This window comes from Aeromonas veronii bv. veronii (assembly GCF_000820225.1).
Lineage (GTDB): Bacteria > Pseudomonadota > Gammaproteobacteria > Enterobacterales > Aeromonadaceae > Aeromonas > Aeromonas veronii.
The window spans coordinates 428,654-444,082 of sequence record NZ_CDDK01000031.1 but is presented as its reverse complement, the minus strand read 5'-3'; the positions used below and the strand labels follow the sequence as shown (position 1 = coordinate 444,082).

At 57.6% G+C, this 15,429-nt stretch carries 10 protein-coding genes; 7 read left to right on the top strand and 3 right to left on the bottom strand.

Going from position 1 to position 15,429, the window contains the following annotated elements:
* The first annotated feature begins 86 nt into the window (after positions 1-86).
* Complete coding sequence (locus BN1139_RS14700) at positions 87-785, top strand: DUF3334 family protein (protein ID WP_005339098.1); 699 nt, start codon at positions 87-89, stop codon at positions 783-785.
* A 67-nt stretch (positions 786-852) separates the two neighbouring features.
* Here the strand turns inward: BN1139_RS14700 and BN1139_RS14695 are convergent, their stop codons facing one another.
* Complete coding sequence (locus BN1139_RS14695; RefSeq protein ID WP_005349245.1) at positions 853-1,839, bottom strand: DUF2860 family protein; 987 nt, start codon at positions 1,837-1,839, stop codon at positions 853-855.
* 206 nt (positions 1,840-2,045) lie between these two features.
* On the opposite strand from BN1139_RS14695, the gene arcB reads away from it, so the two are divergent.
* The 6 genes from arcB (at position 2,046) to BN1139_RS14665 (ending at position 13,965) form a co-directional block, all read left to right on the top strand.
* Positions 2,046-4,358 carry an aerobic respiration two-component sensor histidine kinase ArcB gene (gene arcB, locus BN1139_RS14690; protein ID WP_005349246.1) on the top strand — a complete coding sequence of 771 codons (2,313 nt, stop codon included), beginning with the start codon at positions 2,046-2,048 and terminating at the stop codon, positions 4,356-4,358.
* 51 nt (positions 4,359-4,409) lie between these two features.
* Positions 4,410-5,774, top strand: coding sequence for a dGTPase (gene dgt / locus BN1139_RS14685; protein WP_005349247.1), 1,365 nt, complete (start codon positions 4,410-4,412; stop codon positions 5,772-5,774).
* Positions 5,775-6,088: 314 nt separating this feature from the next.
* A complete protein-coding gene (locus BN1139_RS14680; protein ID WP_005349248.1) occupies positions 6,089-6,292 on the top strand; it encodes a hypothetical protein in 204 nt (67 codons plus the stop codon).
* A 223-nt stretch (positions 6,293-6,515) separates the two neighbouring features.
* Complete coding sequence (locus BN1139_RS14675) at positions 6,516-10,757, top strand: ATP-binding protein (RefSeq protein ID WP_005349250.1); 4,242 nt, start codon at positions 6,516-6,518, stop codon at positions 10,755-10,757.
* Positions 10,738-11,949 (top strand): EAL domain-containing response regulator, encoded by a 1,212-nt coding sequence (locus tag BN1139_RS14670; protein ID WP_005349251.1) that lies wholly within the window; start codon positions 10,738-10,740, stop codon positions 11,947-11,949. The genes BN1139_RS14675 and BN1139_RS14670 overlap by 20 nt, the downstream gene beginning before the upstream one ends.
* A gap of 39 nt (positions 11,950-11,988) precedes the next feature.
* Complete coding sequence (locus BN1139_RS14665; RefSeq protein WP_005349254.1) at positions 11,989-13,965, top strand: HAMP domain-containing methyl-accepting chemotaxis protein; 1,977 nt, start codon at positions 11,989-11,991, stop codon at positions 13,963-13,965.
* A 59-nt stretch (positions 13,966-14,024) separates the two neighbouring features.
* On the opposite strand, the gene rfaH is transcribed toward BN1139_RS14665, so the two are convergent.
* Both rfaH and metQ read right to left on the bottom strand, forming a co-directional pair.
* Positions 14,025-14,525, bottom strand: a complete 501-nt coding sequence (gene rfaH, locus BN1139_RS14660; protein ID WP_005339074.1) for a transcription/translation regulatory transformer protein RfaH — start codon at positions 14,523-14,525, stop codon at positions 14,025-14,027.
* Positions 14,526-14,621: 96 nt separating this feature from the next.
* Positions 14,622-15,422 (bottom strand): methionine ABC transporter substrate-binding lipoprotein MetQ, encoded by an 801-nt coding sequence (metQ, locus tag BN1139_RS14655; protein ID WP_005349258.1) that lies wholly within the window; start codon positions 15,420-15,422, stop codon positions 14,622-14,624.
* Positions 15,423-15,429: the final 7 nt, after the last annotated feature.

The window sequence follows — 15,429 nt, the reverse complement described above, 5'->3', positions numbered from 1 at the left end:
GCGTGTCGCTATTTCAGTCTCCGGGCCGCGCCATCTGTTAGAGTTATGGTATAGATAAGCCCATTTTCGATGTTCAGGAAGGTCCCATGATAGTGACAAGATCCGATGACGATGCCGTATTGACCACAGAGGATGTGCTGCTCAGCCTGTGCAACTCGGTGACGGACGTTTTGAGTGCCGCGACCATGAGTCAGGTGCGGTTTTCTGGCATGGTGCAGCGGATCAGCAAGACCTGCCTCAAGCCGGATATCGGCTGCTTCGTGCTGTTCGATGGCGGTTTTTCCGGTCTGGTGGTGATCAACTTCTCCGCCGCCGCCGCCATGGAGCTGTACGAGAGCTACATGCTGAGCATGGGACTCTCCAAGGAGGATCTCGCCATCTCCCACACCTCTGACGAGGTGAGCAACGTGATGGGCGAGCTGATGAACCAGATCGTCGGCAGCTTTACCGTCAAGGTGGGCCGGGATCTGCAGACCCACATCACCCAGAACCAGCCGAAGATGCTGGCCCTCAACAAGCAGGTGATGCTGAGTGTCGATACCAATCTCGACAGCCCGGAGTCCCGCCGCGTCACCTTCTTCACCGCCCGCAACAACATCTTCTATCTGGAGCTGGCGATGGACAAAACCGAGTTCATCCGCATCCACAATGAGGGGATGGAGCACGAGGAGCTGGATCCCGATGCGCTGATCGCCCAGGCCAAGCAGGATGCCGCCAAGCCGGCTCAGGCTGCGGCCCCGGTTGCCAACGATCACGACGATCTGCTCGACTCCCTGGGTATTTGAGTCAAACGCCGGATAGCAACAAGGCCACCTTCGGGTGGCCTTGTTGTATCGGTGCGCACAACCGTCGTTAGAAGTTGTAGAGCAGGCCGGTGTTGAACATCACGGATTCAGAATCGTAGAAGTTGATGTCGGAATCGGACTTGGCATAGCCAGCGGTAAAGGTTGCGGAGAGCGGAGCAATACCGAACAGGCGGTGCCAGAAGAAGGTACCGGTCAGGGCAAACTCGTCGGAGTCGGCGTTTTGGCCAAAGATCGGGTTGGCCTCATCATATTTGGTCTGGCCCAGATAGGCGTTGCTGACGAAAGACCATTGGGAAGCGCGCTTGCCGTAGGTCAACTGCAGGCCGTTGCTCTTGTAGCTTTGGGCGCTGCCATCCAGATCGGCTTGGCGGTAGATAAAGGCTGGCTCCAGCATCTGACCGGGTGCCAGCTGCCATTTGTAGGAGAGGTCGAGGGCGTGGATCTTGCCGTTGCGATCCAGTTTGGCTGCAGTATCGGCGCCATACTGGCTGCCGCTGCGCTCCTCATCCACCTCGATGTTGCGGGTGGTCAGGCTGCCATTGAAGTTGCTACCCCAGATGCTGTCCCAGGCGAAGCGCACCCCTTTTGACTTGATATCGGTCGACTGGCGATCATGATTTGTATCGAACGGATCGCTCCACTGCTCGGTCGGCATGGCATTAAAGACCACGGAGCCAGCTACAATGCCCTTGTCGCTCATCTCCTGACGGATACCGAGCTGCTGGGTGAAGTCGAAACGGATGGCATCCTGGATCAGGTTACCGAGGAAGACCTGGGTGCGGGTATCGGCAAAGGTGTAGCGGATATCGGCGTTGAGCAGCGGGGCAACAGCGGAGCTGCTCTCGGCACTGCCCAGTCCGCTCAGGCGGCGGTTTTCATCATCACCACTATAAAAATTCGATTCGTAATTGATGACACTGACCCCGCCAAGCAGGAAACCGGACCAGCCAGACTCCTTGGGAATTTCACCCAAATCAGCATAAGCACTATTTGCGACCAGCAGGCCCAGGCCCAGCAAGGTGGTGTTGCGCATCGGATAACTCCTAAATTAAATGGTGGTGAATTTTTTCGGCCGGTGAGTATAAAGAAAAAACCTTAATGGCAACTGACTCAATATTGCCAATTATCCTAACCCACTCATTTCATTCGGCGAATCGTTAATTAATTGTGCGAGATTAAGAAGAGTTCACTCGGTTGTGCTGGTATTCTGTACCGCGAATATCGGGGGAAAACAATAAGATGAAACAGATTAAATCCTGGGCGCAATATTATGTCGATCTGATGACCAAGCTGGGACTGGTGCGCTTTAGCATGTTCCTGGCGGCGGGCATTATCGTGCTGGCGGTCGCCATCCAGATGGGGGTGACCCTGTTCCTGCGCGGCAATATCGATGTGATCGACTTCGTTCGCTCGGTCTTCTTTGGCCTGCTGGTGACCCCCTGGGCGGTCTATTTTCTCTCCATCGTGGTGGATCAGCTGGAGGATTCCCGTCAGCGATTGAGCCGGATGGTGCGCAAGCTGCAAGATATGCGCGAGCGGGATCTGGAGCTCAATACCCAGCTGCAGGAGAACATCAGCCGCCTCAACGCCCAGATTGCCGAGACCAACCGGGCCGAGAGCCTGCGTCTGCAGGCTATCGAGGATCTCGAGAACGAGGTGTTCCAGCGGGAGAAAGCCCAGCTCCATCTGGGGGAGCGAACCGCGCTGCTGCGCTCCTTTATCGACTGCTCCCCCGATCTGGTCTACTACCGCAACGAGGATGAGCAGTTCTCCGGTTGCAACCGCGCCATGGAGGAGCTGACCGGCAAGGTGGAGGCCGAGCTGATCGGTCTGACCCCGTTCGATGTCTACAAGCAGGAGATCGCCAACAAGGTGGTGGAGACCGACAAGCAGGTCTTTGCCAGCAACGAGCCGCTCACCTACGAGCAGTGGCTGGAGTATCCCGATGGCCGTAAAGCCTACTTCGAGCTGCGCAAGGTGCCCTTCTTCGACCGCTTCGGCAAGCGACTCGGCCTGCTCGGCTTTGGCCGCGACATCACCGAGCGCAAGCAGTATCAGGACAAGCTGGAGAAGGCGAGCCGCGACAAGACCACCTTCATCTCCACCATCAGCCACGAGCTGCGTACTCCGCTCAACGGCATCGTGGGCTTAAGCCGGATGCTGATGGATACCCCACTCGACCCGAGCCAGCGTCAGCAGCTCAAGACCATTCACCTGAGTGCGGTGACCCTTGGAAATATCTTCAACGATATCATCGACTTGGATAAACTGGATCGCCGTCGCCTCGAAATTGCGCCAACCCGTCTCGACCTGCCCGCCTTCCTCGACGAGCTGGAGACCCTGTCGCGCATTCAGGCGGAGCAGAAGGGGCTCTATCTCCATTTCGATCGGGATGGTGACATGCCGCAATTTGTGATGGCTGATGGCACCCGCCTGCGTCAGGTGCTGTGGAATCTGGTGGGCAACGCGGTCAAGTTTACCGATGAGGGGGGCGTCACCGTGCGTTGTCTCTCCCATCCCGCCGATGAGCCGGGCAAGCTGGCCCTGCACTTCGAGGTGGAGGATACCGGCATCGGCATCCCGCGCGCCCAGCAGGAGAAGATCTTCGCCATGTACTATCAGGTGCAGGGCAAGAAGCACGCCACCGGCACCGGCATTGGCCTCGCGGTCTCCCGTCAGCTGGTGCAGGCGATGGGCGGCCGGCTCTATGTGGACAGCGATCCGGGCGAAGGTTCCTGCTTCACTGCCGAATTGGAAGTGGCTTGCGCCGAGCCTGTGTTGCCAGAGAAGGAGGAGGAGATGCCCTCCCTCGATATCCTGCTGGTGGAGGATGTGGAGCTTAACGTGACGGTGGCCTGCGCCCTGCTGGGCAAGCTGGGTCATCAGGTGCAGGTGGCACGGGACGGCACCCAGGCGTTGGCGATGGCCAACCCGGATGATTTCGACCTCATTTTGCTCGATATCCAGCTGCCGGACATGACCGGCTTCGATGTGGCGAAAACCCTGCTGGAGCGTTATGGCGACAGCCTGCCACCCATGGTGGCACTCACCGCCAACTCTACCGGCGATCGCCAGTACTACCGGGATCACGGCATGCAGGATGTCATTAACAAGCCGCTTGGCTCCAAAGCAGTGCGGGAGGTGATTGGTCACCTGTTTGCCGATCTGGCCGAGGATGAAGCGGACGAGCAGGCGGATGCGGGCAATCAGGATGCCCTGCTGGATATCCCCTTCCTCACCGATTACGCCGATACCGTGGGTAAACCGGTGCTGCTCTCCAGCGTCGATCTGTTCGAGAAGATGATGCCGGACTACATGGCAGTGCTCGACTCCAACATGATTGCCAAGGATCAAGCGGGGGTGGTGGAAGAGGCCCACAAGATCAAAGGGGCGGCAGGCTCCATCGGTCTGCGTCGGCTGCAGCAGACGGCACAGCTGATCCAGAGCCCGGATCATCCCGCCTGGTGGGAAAACGTGGAAGACTGGATTGAGACGCTGCGCCGGGAATATCCGGGCGATATCGCCCGTCTGCGGCGCTGGTTGCTGTCTTGAGGCTGGAGGTTGTCTTGAGTCTGATGGAAGTTGCTGGCAAGGAGCCGCGTGATGTATAGCCGTTTGATTACCCCCGCGCGCATCCACCCCTGGGGGGATGAGGAGCTGCTGGAGGCGACCGAGCAGGATCGCGCCCGTATCGTGCAGGCCGCGCCGGTGCGCCGGTTGCAGCAGAAGACCCAGGTCTTTCCGCTCGATGTGAAGGCCTCGGTGCGCAGCCGCCTCACCCACTCGCTGGAGGTGCAGGAGACCGGTCGCCAGATCAGCCGCCGCATTCTGGCCGCCTTGCCTGCCGGGATGGTCTGTGAAGGGTCTTTTATCAATCTGGTGGAGATGTCCTGCCTGCTTCATGACGTGGGCAACCCGCCGTTTGGCCACTTTGGCGAGCAGGTGATGAGCCAGTGGCTCGGCGAGATGCTCGATCCCCTCTATCAGCAGGCGCTGGCGCAGCCCCCCTCGGCCCAGTGGGCGGAATTGCGTCAGGACCTGCAACTGTTTGATGGTAATGCCCAGAGTCTGCGACTGGTGCATAGCCTGCACGAGCTCAACCTGACGCTCGGACAACTGGCGGCGCTCTGCAAATACCCGCAGCAGCCCCAGCCCGGCGTGAGCTATGGTCAGCATCATGGCTGGAGCAGCAAGCGGGGCATCTTCTTTAGCGAGCAGCCGCTCTACCGCGCCCTCGGCCAGAGTCTGGGATTGGCCCCCGGTTGCCGTCATCCGCTGGTCTACATCATGGAGGCGGCCGATGACATCTCCTACTGCATCGCCGATCTGGAAGATGCGGTAGATCGGAGGATCCTGACACTGTCAGAGCTGCTGGTGGCGCTGCGGGCCGCTGACCAGAGCGACTATCTGGCTGCGTTGCTGGATGAGGCGCTGGCTTCTGGTCGGGGCTTTTTCCCCCATTTTCGCCAGCAGCTGACCCGGGATCTGGTGGCGTTGGCGGCGCAGAGCTATGTCAGCGAACATCAGGCCATTTTGCAGGGCTCCTATCCGCAAGCGCTGCTGCATGGCCAGGCGCCGGCGGCGCGGGTGCTCGATATCCTCAAGCGGGTGGCCCGTGAGCTGGTCTTTATGCGCCCCGAGGTGGAAGCGCTTGAGCTGGAGGGGTATGCGGCGCTGCGCGGGGTGCTGACCAGTTATGCCTGCCTGTTGGCGCTGCCAGCGCCACAGTTTGCCCGTCTGCTGGCCGGGGAGGGGAGTCAGGCGCTTTTCTTTGCGCGCCGCCTCTATCACCGCCTCTCGGCCCGCCACCTCAAGGCCTATCGATTGGCGATCGCCACCCCGGATCCACGTTTTGCCTGTAAGCATGAGCAAGAGTGGTATTACCGGGTGCGGTTGCTGCTCGATTATGTCAGCGGCATGACGGATACCTATGTGCTGGAAGAGTACCGGCTACTCTCGGGGATCTGATGCCCCAGGTTCCTTTCGGGCAGCATAAAATGCCGTAAAAACGTTTAAAAAGGAGTCGCAAGAGGCTTGTTTTAAATTCGGATATTTTTTAGACTTCTGCAACCTGTTCAACTTTTACCCGGTAAGGAGACGAAAATGCAACATCTGATGCTTAATATTGCATTCTCTCGCGGCACTGCGTGTGGCGTGAAATCTCGTGCTCTTTTACCGCGTGGCGTAAACAGGTAACCCCTGTCTTTTTATCACCCGCGGTTCGTCCCGCAGGGTGATATCCACTTTCTCCGGGAGAACCGCATGTTCAACTGGAGAATGTCATGTCTATCGAACTGGTTTTACTGCGCAGTGTTGAATCCCTGGTCCAGAGAAGGATTGCCCGGGTCGAGCGTCGTCTCGTGCAAGTCAATCTGTCACCCGCCCTGCTCAGGGATATCGGGCTGGAAGGATATCAGGGTCAAATCGCCCTCGTTCGCGAGCGGGAGTATCAAACCGGCTTCCGCCTCGGGAATCGAATAACCTGATCGCGAAGGGGAGAATAAGATCCCCCTCGCTAGTGAAATGGCAGGCTGCATGCCTGCCATTTTTCCATCTTGCGGTTGATTCCAGGTTCACATGTTGGTGACTCAGTATTATCCTCTCCGCCCTCTTTGTAACAGCTGCGATTGTTTTCTCGCCTTGCGTCGTCAGGATCTGCAAGATTAGAGGTGGCAGCCCTATCTGTTTTACTCATCAGGACAAGACCTTATGCCACTCCTTCGTCAGCTTTTTCTTCCCATTTTGCTGTTGTTTTCAGGCATGTTGGCTGTTGCGGCTCCCCAACCGCAAGATGAGAGCACAAGTAACGAAATTTCCGCACAAAAAGAGCTGCTGGTCGGGGTACCCCGTGGTGGTTATCCCCCTTTCATCTATCAGCTCCCCAACCAGCGTTATGCCGGTCCGCTCAAGGAGTTGGCCTCGCGCATTGCAGCCGAAATGGGCGTGTCCCTGCGCTATATCTCCTACAACTCCTACGTAGATGCCCAGATTGCTCTCCAAGGCGGCCAGATCGATGCATTAATCGGAGTCGAACGTAATGCTCTTGAGCTGAAGGGGATAAACCCTATTGGCAGTATCGGTTCATATGCCCGCTCCATTTTAATGCATACCCCTGATCAGCAATTGACCCTGGAGCAGGCGCGCAAGTTACGCTGGGTCTGTATTCGCGGGTTTGGCAGTTGTAATGAATTGGCTCGTTTGGGGGTCTCTGATGTAACTGAGCTTGAGAGCCGTGACGAGGCGACCTATATGGTCAAGCTGGGCGCTGTCGATGCATATCTTGAGTTGGGTCCAATTGTTACCCTCAAGATGGAGAGAATGCCAGCATCAATGGGGGTTGTCGCTCCTGGGTGGCTTTCTGGCAGCACGCTGACGATGGCGACCAGCTCCCGCCAGCCAGAGCTGAGCGAGAAGCTTTGGCATGCATATCAACAGATACCCGTTGCTGACTCACGACTACGGTTGCATCAGGAAGATGAACGCGCCAACGCTGGTCTGTTGCTGGAACCTGATGAGGCTAGTTGGCTGAAGCAGAGAAACAAGGTCATCAAGTTCGCCGTTGCCCCCGGATTTGCCGGCATCAGTGAAATCGATGACGAAGGTGAATTGCATGGCTATACGGCAGACCTGATGAAGTTATTGAGTCTGCGCTCCGGGATCCGCTTTGAGCTGGCGTCGACAAATACCTGGCAGGAGTCACTTAAACTGCTGAAACAGCACAAAGTGGACCTTATTCCCTTGATGACACCGCTCAAGGATCGTCAGTCCTTTGCCTCTTTTACCTCCTCCTATCTGAAGTTCGACAGCTATGTTGTAGCCAGACACGGTGCTCGCCCGCTGAAGTCGTTGGTCGAGCTGAAAGGGCGTCTGATTGGTGGTGTGACGGGTTCTTACGAAGCCTCTCTCATTCACGCGCTGGGCGCCAATATTATCGAAGTAGGCAAAGATGCCGATTTACTGACCTTGCTTGATACTGGGCGAGCCGAATATGTGCTGTTGACCATGACCAATCTGGGACAGCAGGCGATGAAGGGTTTCAATGATAAGTATCAGGTAGTGCTGAGCTCCCCCGAATTTTCCGTACCTATCAGTATGGCTGTCGATAATGCTCAGCCCGAGTTGCTCCGCATCATGGACAAGTTGCTGCTGACCATCACGGATGAGGAATGGCAACTGCTGGAACGACGCTGGCTCAATGTGTCGGTCAATATCGAGTCTGATTACACCCTGATTTACAAATGGTTGGCCATAGGGGGGGGCGCCTTGCTCGTCAGCGGTTTGCTGGTGATGTTCTGGGCTCGCAGTTTGCGTCGCCAGATTGCGCAGCGGAAAATCGCAGAGGACAAGCTGAACGAACAGTTGCTGTTTGTGCAGACCTTGCTCAACTCACTGCCAACCATGGTGGCGCTTCGTGATAGCGAGCAGCGGATCACCTTGTGCAATCAGGCCTATCGCGATGCTTTCCTCGGTGCTGGCAGTAGCAGTGAGGAGCTGCAAAACATGCCAGAGACACTCAGAAACAGTGTGTTGGAAGAAGAGCGTTTGGTGTGGCAGACCGGACAGGATCTGGAGGGTGCAGGCAGTAACCTGCGAGCTGATGGTACGCCCTGCCATGTTATCTATGCCAAACGTCCTTATCGCGATCCCGATGGCAATATGCTGGGGGTGTTGACAGTACTGACCGATGTCAGCCGGATCAAAGAGGCGGAGGAGCGCGCCCGTCAGGCTGAAAATCGCCTTACCCAGATTACCGACAGCATGCCTGGGGTGGTCTATCAGTATTTGTGGCAAGGACCCGGCAAGGGGCGGTTTTTGTATGCTTCTCAGGGGGCCAGCGAGATCCTCGGGGCTTCCCGGCAGGAGCTGTTCAATGCCGAATCGGGTTGTGAGGTGTTCGGCTTTACCGAAGAGGCGTTGCAGGATTTTGTCAGCAAGGTGGCCAATCATGCCGAGACTCTGGCTCCCCTCGATCTGGAGGTCAAGGTGGAGCGACCTGATGGAGATCGCTATCTGCAAGTGCGTGGCAACTTTGTCAGACAGGAGCAGCAGGCACTGATCCTTAACGGGGTGATTCAGGACATCACTGCCCTCAAGCAACAGGAATATGAGTTGCGCGAAGCTCGCGCCTATGCCGAGCAGGCGATGCAGGCTCGCAGCCGCTTTTTGGCAACCATGAGCCATGAACTACGAACACCCATTTCAGGCATGCATGGCATGCTCGAATTGCTGCAAATGAGCGAGCTCAACGACGACCAGCGTTTTATGGTGCGCAATGTGGTCACCTCGACCAACAACCTGCTCTATCTGGTCAATGACATCCTCGATTTTTCCAAGATAGAAGCGGGTCAGTTGCAGTTGAATTACCAGAGCAGCCGGTTGCAAACGGTGATCTGCGATGCCATTCGTGGCCATGCGGCACTGGCTCATAACAAGGGGCTCAACGTGGTGCTGGAGTGGGAGCATCATGTGCCGGATTGGGCCGACATCGATGGGGTGCGTATTGGTCAGGTCATCTCCAACCTGCTCAACAATGCGGTGAAGTTTACCGAACAAGGGGGGATTACTATCCGGGTCAGCTACCTGAGCGAGCAACTGACCATCAGTGTCAGTGACACCGGTATCGGGATCGCCGAAGAGAAGCAGGCGCTGCTGTTCACGCCTTTTGAGCAGGTGGAGTCAGATATCAACCGTCGTTTTGGTGGCACCGGACTGGGGTTGGCAATCTGTGAGCAGCTGGTATGCAAAATGGGGGGGGCACTGACACTGACCAGCAAGGCAGGAGAGGGCTCCTGCTTCCGCTTTACCGTGCCGCTAACCAATCCGCAGTGGGATCCCCCTGCTCTGGCTGACACAGAATGGTGGTTTTTCAGCGATGACACCAACCTCGAAGCGGCCATGGTACGGCAGGGGGCCAAGCTCAGGTACTTGGGGGCCAGTGAGCTTAGTCGCTCACTGGAAGGGTTGCTGTTGGCCGATCAACGGTGGCTTGAGCAAGCGCTTGGGGGGGAATGGCAAAGCTGGCTGCAACACTCTGCGCTGAAGGGGATCATAGCGTCACCCGATGAGGCGTTACGGGGGCGGATTGGTGAACAGAAATGGTGGCGCTTGGGTCTATCTCCTCTCTATCCGGATCTTCTGCTGGAGAGCTGCCACGAATTGCTACAGGAGCGGGTCACACCGCACCTCCCTACGCTTGCAGAGAAGCTGGGTGGCAAAGTATTGGTGGCCGATGATCATCCGGTCAATCGTGCCTTGCTGGCACGGCAGTTGGCCATTCTTGGTATCGAGGCTCAGGTTGTGGAAGATGGCGAGAAGGCTCTGCGGGCCTGGCAGGGACAGCAATTCTCTCTGCTGCTGACTGATTGCCATATGCCGGTGATGGATGGTTATGCCCTGACCAAGGCGCTGCGGGCTGCGGGAGTGACGGCACCCATCATAGGGGTAACGGCAGATACGTCGGAAGAGGCGAGTGCTCGTATGGTAGAGGCTGGCATGAGTGACATGTTACTGAAGCCCTACCCGCTGGATATCTTGCGCCAGATGCTGGCCCATTGGCTGGCAGAGAGGACGCCAACCAGAAGCGCGGTTGCGCCCGTTGTTGGGGCTACAGGCATGCAGGCTGAGCGCTGGTTGGCGCTGTTTGGTGACGAGTTGACCGCGCGAGCCATGGCGGTGGAGTATCTCGATTCCAACCGGCAGGATGGCGAGGCCATGATGGCAGCGCTTATTTGTCATGATGCCAGCGCTTTGGTAGAGACAGCCCACCGGATCAAGGGGGCTGCCCGAATGGTCGGGTTGGAGGAGCTTGCCAGCCAGGCTGCCATGCTGGAATCGGCAGCGCGATTGAAGCGGCTCGACGAGCTCGACGATCTGGTCAGCACAGTGCAGAGGTTGATGACGGCGATTGCCCACGACATTGGATTATGGCTCGATGAAAAAAGCACAACATGAGTTGGTCATCATGGTCGTGGAAGACCATGGATTTCAGCGCAAGGCGCTGCTGCACCAGATCCGCAGCCTGGGTTACCAGAATCTGCTGGAAGCGGTTGATGGTATCGAGGCGTTGGCGCTTAGCCAGCAACACAACGTCGATATCCTGTTTTGCGATCTGCGAATGCCCGGAATGGATGGCATGGCGCTGTTGCGCCGCCTGTCGCTAGGTGGTTTTCAGGGCGGCATTATCCTCTCCAGCGCACTTGAGGGGAATGTGGTGGAAGCTGTATTGCGTATGAGTACCGCTTATGGCTTGCAGGTGCTCGGTCGCATAGAGAAACCCTCAACGCCGCAGCAGCTCCAGCGGCTTATCCAGGCTTGGTCACCCCGGCAGGAACCCGTCAGGAAGGAAGAGGGGCACAGAATAGGACTCGATGAGTTGCGTCGGGCGATCGAGCAAGATCAACTGCTGCCCTGGTATCAGCCCAAGGTGAGTTTTGCATCCGGCGAATGGGTCGGGATGGAGGCGTTGGCCCGCTGGCAACACCCCGAGTTTGGCCTGATCCCGCCCGGGCGTTTTATTTCACTGGCGGAGCACAACGGGCTTATCGATCCGTTGACCGAGGTGATCATCAGCAAATCTCTGAGTGATGGCCATTTATGGGAGGAAACCGGGTTGTCACTCAATCTGTCGATGAACCTCTCTACCACCTCACTCATTGAAGGGGACCTCTGCAACTTATTGATTGATCAGTGCAAGCGCTGGAGCATCAATCCTGAGCTCATCACCCTGGAGGTGACCGAGAGCGCATTCGTACAGGATCTGGGCAAGTCTCTGGAGGTGCTGACCCGGCTGAGGATGCATGGTTTTGGCCTCTCCATCGATGATTTTGGTACCGGCTACTCCTCGATGCAGCAGCTGGCACTGTTGCCGTTCACCGAACTCAAGCTGGATCGCTCCTTTGTCGATCGCTGCCATGCCGATCCGTCACGTTTGGCTATCATCGAGTCCAGTATCGAGTTAGCCCGCAAGCTGGGGCTGAAGTCGGTGGCGGAAGGGGTAGAGGATGAGGCAACCTGGCGAGTGCTGGCCCAGCTAGGTTGCGACCTTTGTCAGGGATTTTTCTCTGCCCGCCCGATGCCGCGCAGTGAATTGGCTAATTGGCACCGGACTTGGCAAGATAGATTGCCTACACTGATATCTATCTGATTCTGTTGGCTGGATCCCTCCGTTTGAACAAGGATGTTCATGAAAATCTCAAGCAAGTTGCTGCTCAGCTTCGGTTTTATCAACCTGCTGATCCTGCTCTCCTCCACGCTGGTCTATTACCGGCTGACCCAGATCAATCAGGCCCAACACACCCTGCTGGAGCAGGCGCTGCCCGCTCTGCAGCGGGATGAAACGAGCCAGAAGGCGCTGGTTGCCACCGTTTCTGCCTTGCGTGGCTATCTGATCCTCGGCAAGGATCCGGCTCAGGCTTCCCGCCTCAAGCAGGAGTGGGAGTCGGCCTGGCAGGCCATCGCCCATCAGGCCTTCAGTCCGGCGCTCGCCAAGTCTCTCGAGACCTTCAAAAGCCATCAGGAGAAGGTGTGGATCATCGCCCAGAGTGAAGAGAATCTGCCCGCTCACACCCTGATGCTGCAGGAGGCGGGTCCGCTGGCGGAGGCGGCGCTCGATCAGTTGCAATCCTTTGCCAATGAAGAAGTTGGCACTCCGCAGGATCAACTCTCCGGCGATCGCCGCATGCTGCTCAAACAGGTGGGAGATGCCTATAACAGCCTCGCCAACGCCCTCTCTGCCCTGCGGGATTTTCTTATCTCAGGCGACCCCGAATACCGCCGCAAGTATCAGGATTACTACCAGTTTCATCAGCAGCGTGTGGCTGAGGTTAAGCAGCAAGCCGCGCTCTTTACCGACACCCAGCTGAGCCTCTGGCAGCTGTTTGAAGAGATGGCGACCCCCTTCTCCGAGCTGGTGGGGCAGGTGATCGAGAAGCGCCAGGCGCCGGATTGGGATCAGGCCAACTACCTGATGGCCACCGACATCGAGCCGATGCAGTCCAGTCTCAGCGAGCAACTGGTCCAGCAGGTGGGGAAAACCCGTGCCGAGGTGGATCAGATTTCGGCGCAGATGACCGGAGCCGGGAGGGCCATAAACCAGACTCTGCTGTTGGCTACCGGCAGCGCCATCGTGCTTGGCATGGTGGTCGCCTGGTTCTTTAGTCGCCGTCTGACCCGTGACATTGCCTGTCTGGTGAACCGGGCGGGGCAGGTTGCGGATGGCCGGCTGGCGGCTGAGCCCTTGCCAATCACAGGGCAGGATGAGTTGGGAGAGTTGACCGGTTCCATCAACCGGATGTCTGCCCAGTTACATCATCTGGTCGGGGAGTTGCAGGGCGCAGTGGGGCAGGTCGAGGTGGCCTGTCTCGATGTGGGCAGCACTACCAGAGCCATAGTGGCGGATCTGACGGAGCAGGATCAGCGGGTCGATGCGGTGGCGGCGGCTATCGATCAGATGTCGGTGAGTGCTCGTGATGTGGCTGGCAACATTGCCAGTGTGGCGGATGGAGCCCATCAGGTGCGGCAGCAGACCCGTCAGGGAGAGGCCGCGCTGGCACGAATGAGCGATACCATGCAGCAGATTGCCATCATGATTGGGCAGGCCAACGAGGCCATGGGGCTGTTGGAGCATCAGAGTGAACAGGTGGGGCAGATCACCGAGGTGATCGCCACCATTGCGGAGCAGACCAATCTGCTGGCACTCAATGCGGCGATAGAAGCGGCGCGGGCAGGCGAGCAGGGGCGCGGTTTTGCGGTGGTAGCCGATGAGGTACGCCAGCTGGCGACCCGCACCCATCAATCAACCGCCGAGATCAGCCAGACTATTGCGGCCATCTCCCAGCAGACTCGCCAGACGGTAAGTACCGTCAGCAGCGGAACCCGGTTGGTAGAGCAAGGGCGGGATGCAGTTGGATTGGTGACCGATACCCTGAGTGCCATGAACCAGCTGGTGCAGTCGCTGTCGGGCCAGCTGGAGGCCATTTCGGTGGCAACCGAGCAGCAGTCGCGGGTGGCCGCCGAGGTATCCGGTACGGTCGATGACATTGCCGCGCTCAGTCGGCAATCCTGTCAGCGCAGTCAGCAGGGGGAGGAGATCGTAGCCAGACTGGCTGGCGATACCGGCAAGCTGAAGGCGGTCATCGCCCGCTTTGATCGTGATGCGTGAGATGGCGGGAGCATCCCGCCATTGCTATTGCCATTCACCGGGCCGTCTGGCCCATGGGCTTAGTCCAGACGTCTGAAGGTGTGGTTGTCGAAGCTGCTGGTAGTCTCTCGGTTGAGCAGGCTGACCAGCAAAATCGCACGTTTCTCTCCATCCGGCTCCATATAGATGGCTTCGAAGCCGGCAAGCGGCCCCTCTTCAATCAGCACCTTGTCGCCCGAGCAGGGCAGACTGGCGTAGCTGGCTCTCGCCTCGTCGCTGTCATCGCGGCTCATCAGCTGATAGACCAGCTTGCTGCTGATGGGGGTCCATTCACTGCCAAAGTGGATGATTCTGCTGATGCCGCGGGTCGATTTCAGGGTGACCGGTGTCACCTCTTCCAGATCGACAAAGATAAACAGATAGTTGGGGAACATGGGTTCCCGTACCGGAACTCGCTTGCCCCTGCGCAGCTTCTCGATCTCCACCATGGGGTAATAGGATTCGATACCCTGGGCATCGAGGTGGGCGCGGGCGCGGGCCTCTTCTTTTGGCTTGCAGTAGGCCAGATACCATTTTTTCATGTTATGAGTATGTTCGTGTTGCCGTGCTCGCGGATATGATAGCGGCGCCAATAAAAAAGGCCACGCATTGCGTGGCCTTTTTTGCCGAGTGAGCAATTACCAACCTTTTACCAGGCCGCCTTTGAACAGCTCCAACCCTTTCTTGTAGACGTCATCGGTCTGGAAAGACTGTACGAACTGTTTGACCTTCTCGTCATCCTTGTTGTTGTCGCGGGCGACGATCAGGTTGACGTACGGGGACTCTTTGTCTTCAACAAACAGGCCATTTTCAGTCGGGGTCAGACCAATCTGACCGGCGAAGGTGTTGTTGATGATAGCGAGATCCACATCTTCCAGTGAGCGCGGCAGCTGGGCTGCTTCCAGCTCGACAATCTTGAAGTTGCGCGGGTTGCTGGCGATATCCAGCACGGTCGCTTCCAGACCGGCGCCATCCTTCAGGGTGATCAGACCCTGTTTGGCCAGCAGGATCAGCGAGCGACCCAGGTTGGTCGGATCGTTCGGTACCGCGATCTGGGCGCCATCTTGCAGCTCGCTCAGCGCCTTGATCTTCTTGGAGTAACCGGCAATCGGGTAGACGAAGGTGTTGCCAACCGGCACCAGCTTGAAGCCGCGATCACGCACCTGCGCATCCAGATAGGGTTTGTGCTGGAAGGCGTTGACGTCGATGCTGCCATCGTTCAGCGCCACGTTCGGGGTGACGTAGTCGGAGAAGTTGACCACCTCGACTGTCAGACCGTATTTCTCTTTGGCTACCTTGGCAGCCACTTCAACCAGTTCGGTCTCCGGGCCGGCAATAGCGCCCACTTTCAGAACCTTGCTCTCTTCTTTTTGACCGCAACCGGCCAGAACCAGACCAGCCAGCAGGGCTGCCGCAACGGATTTGATGCCAAATTTCATAAAACCT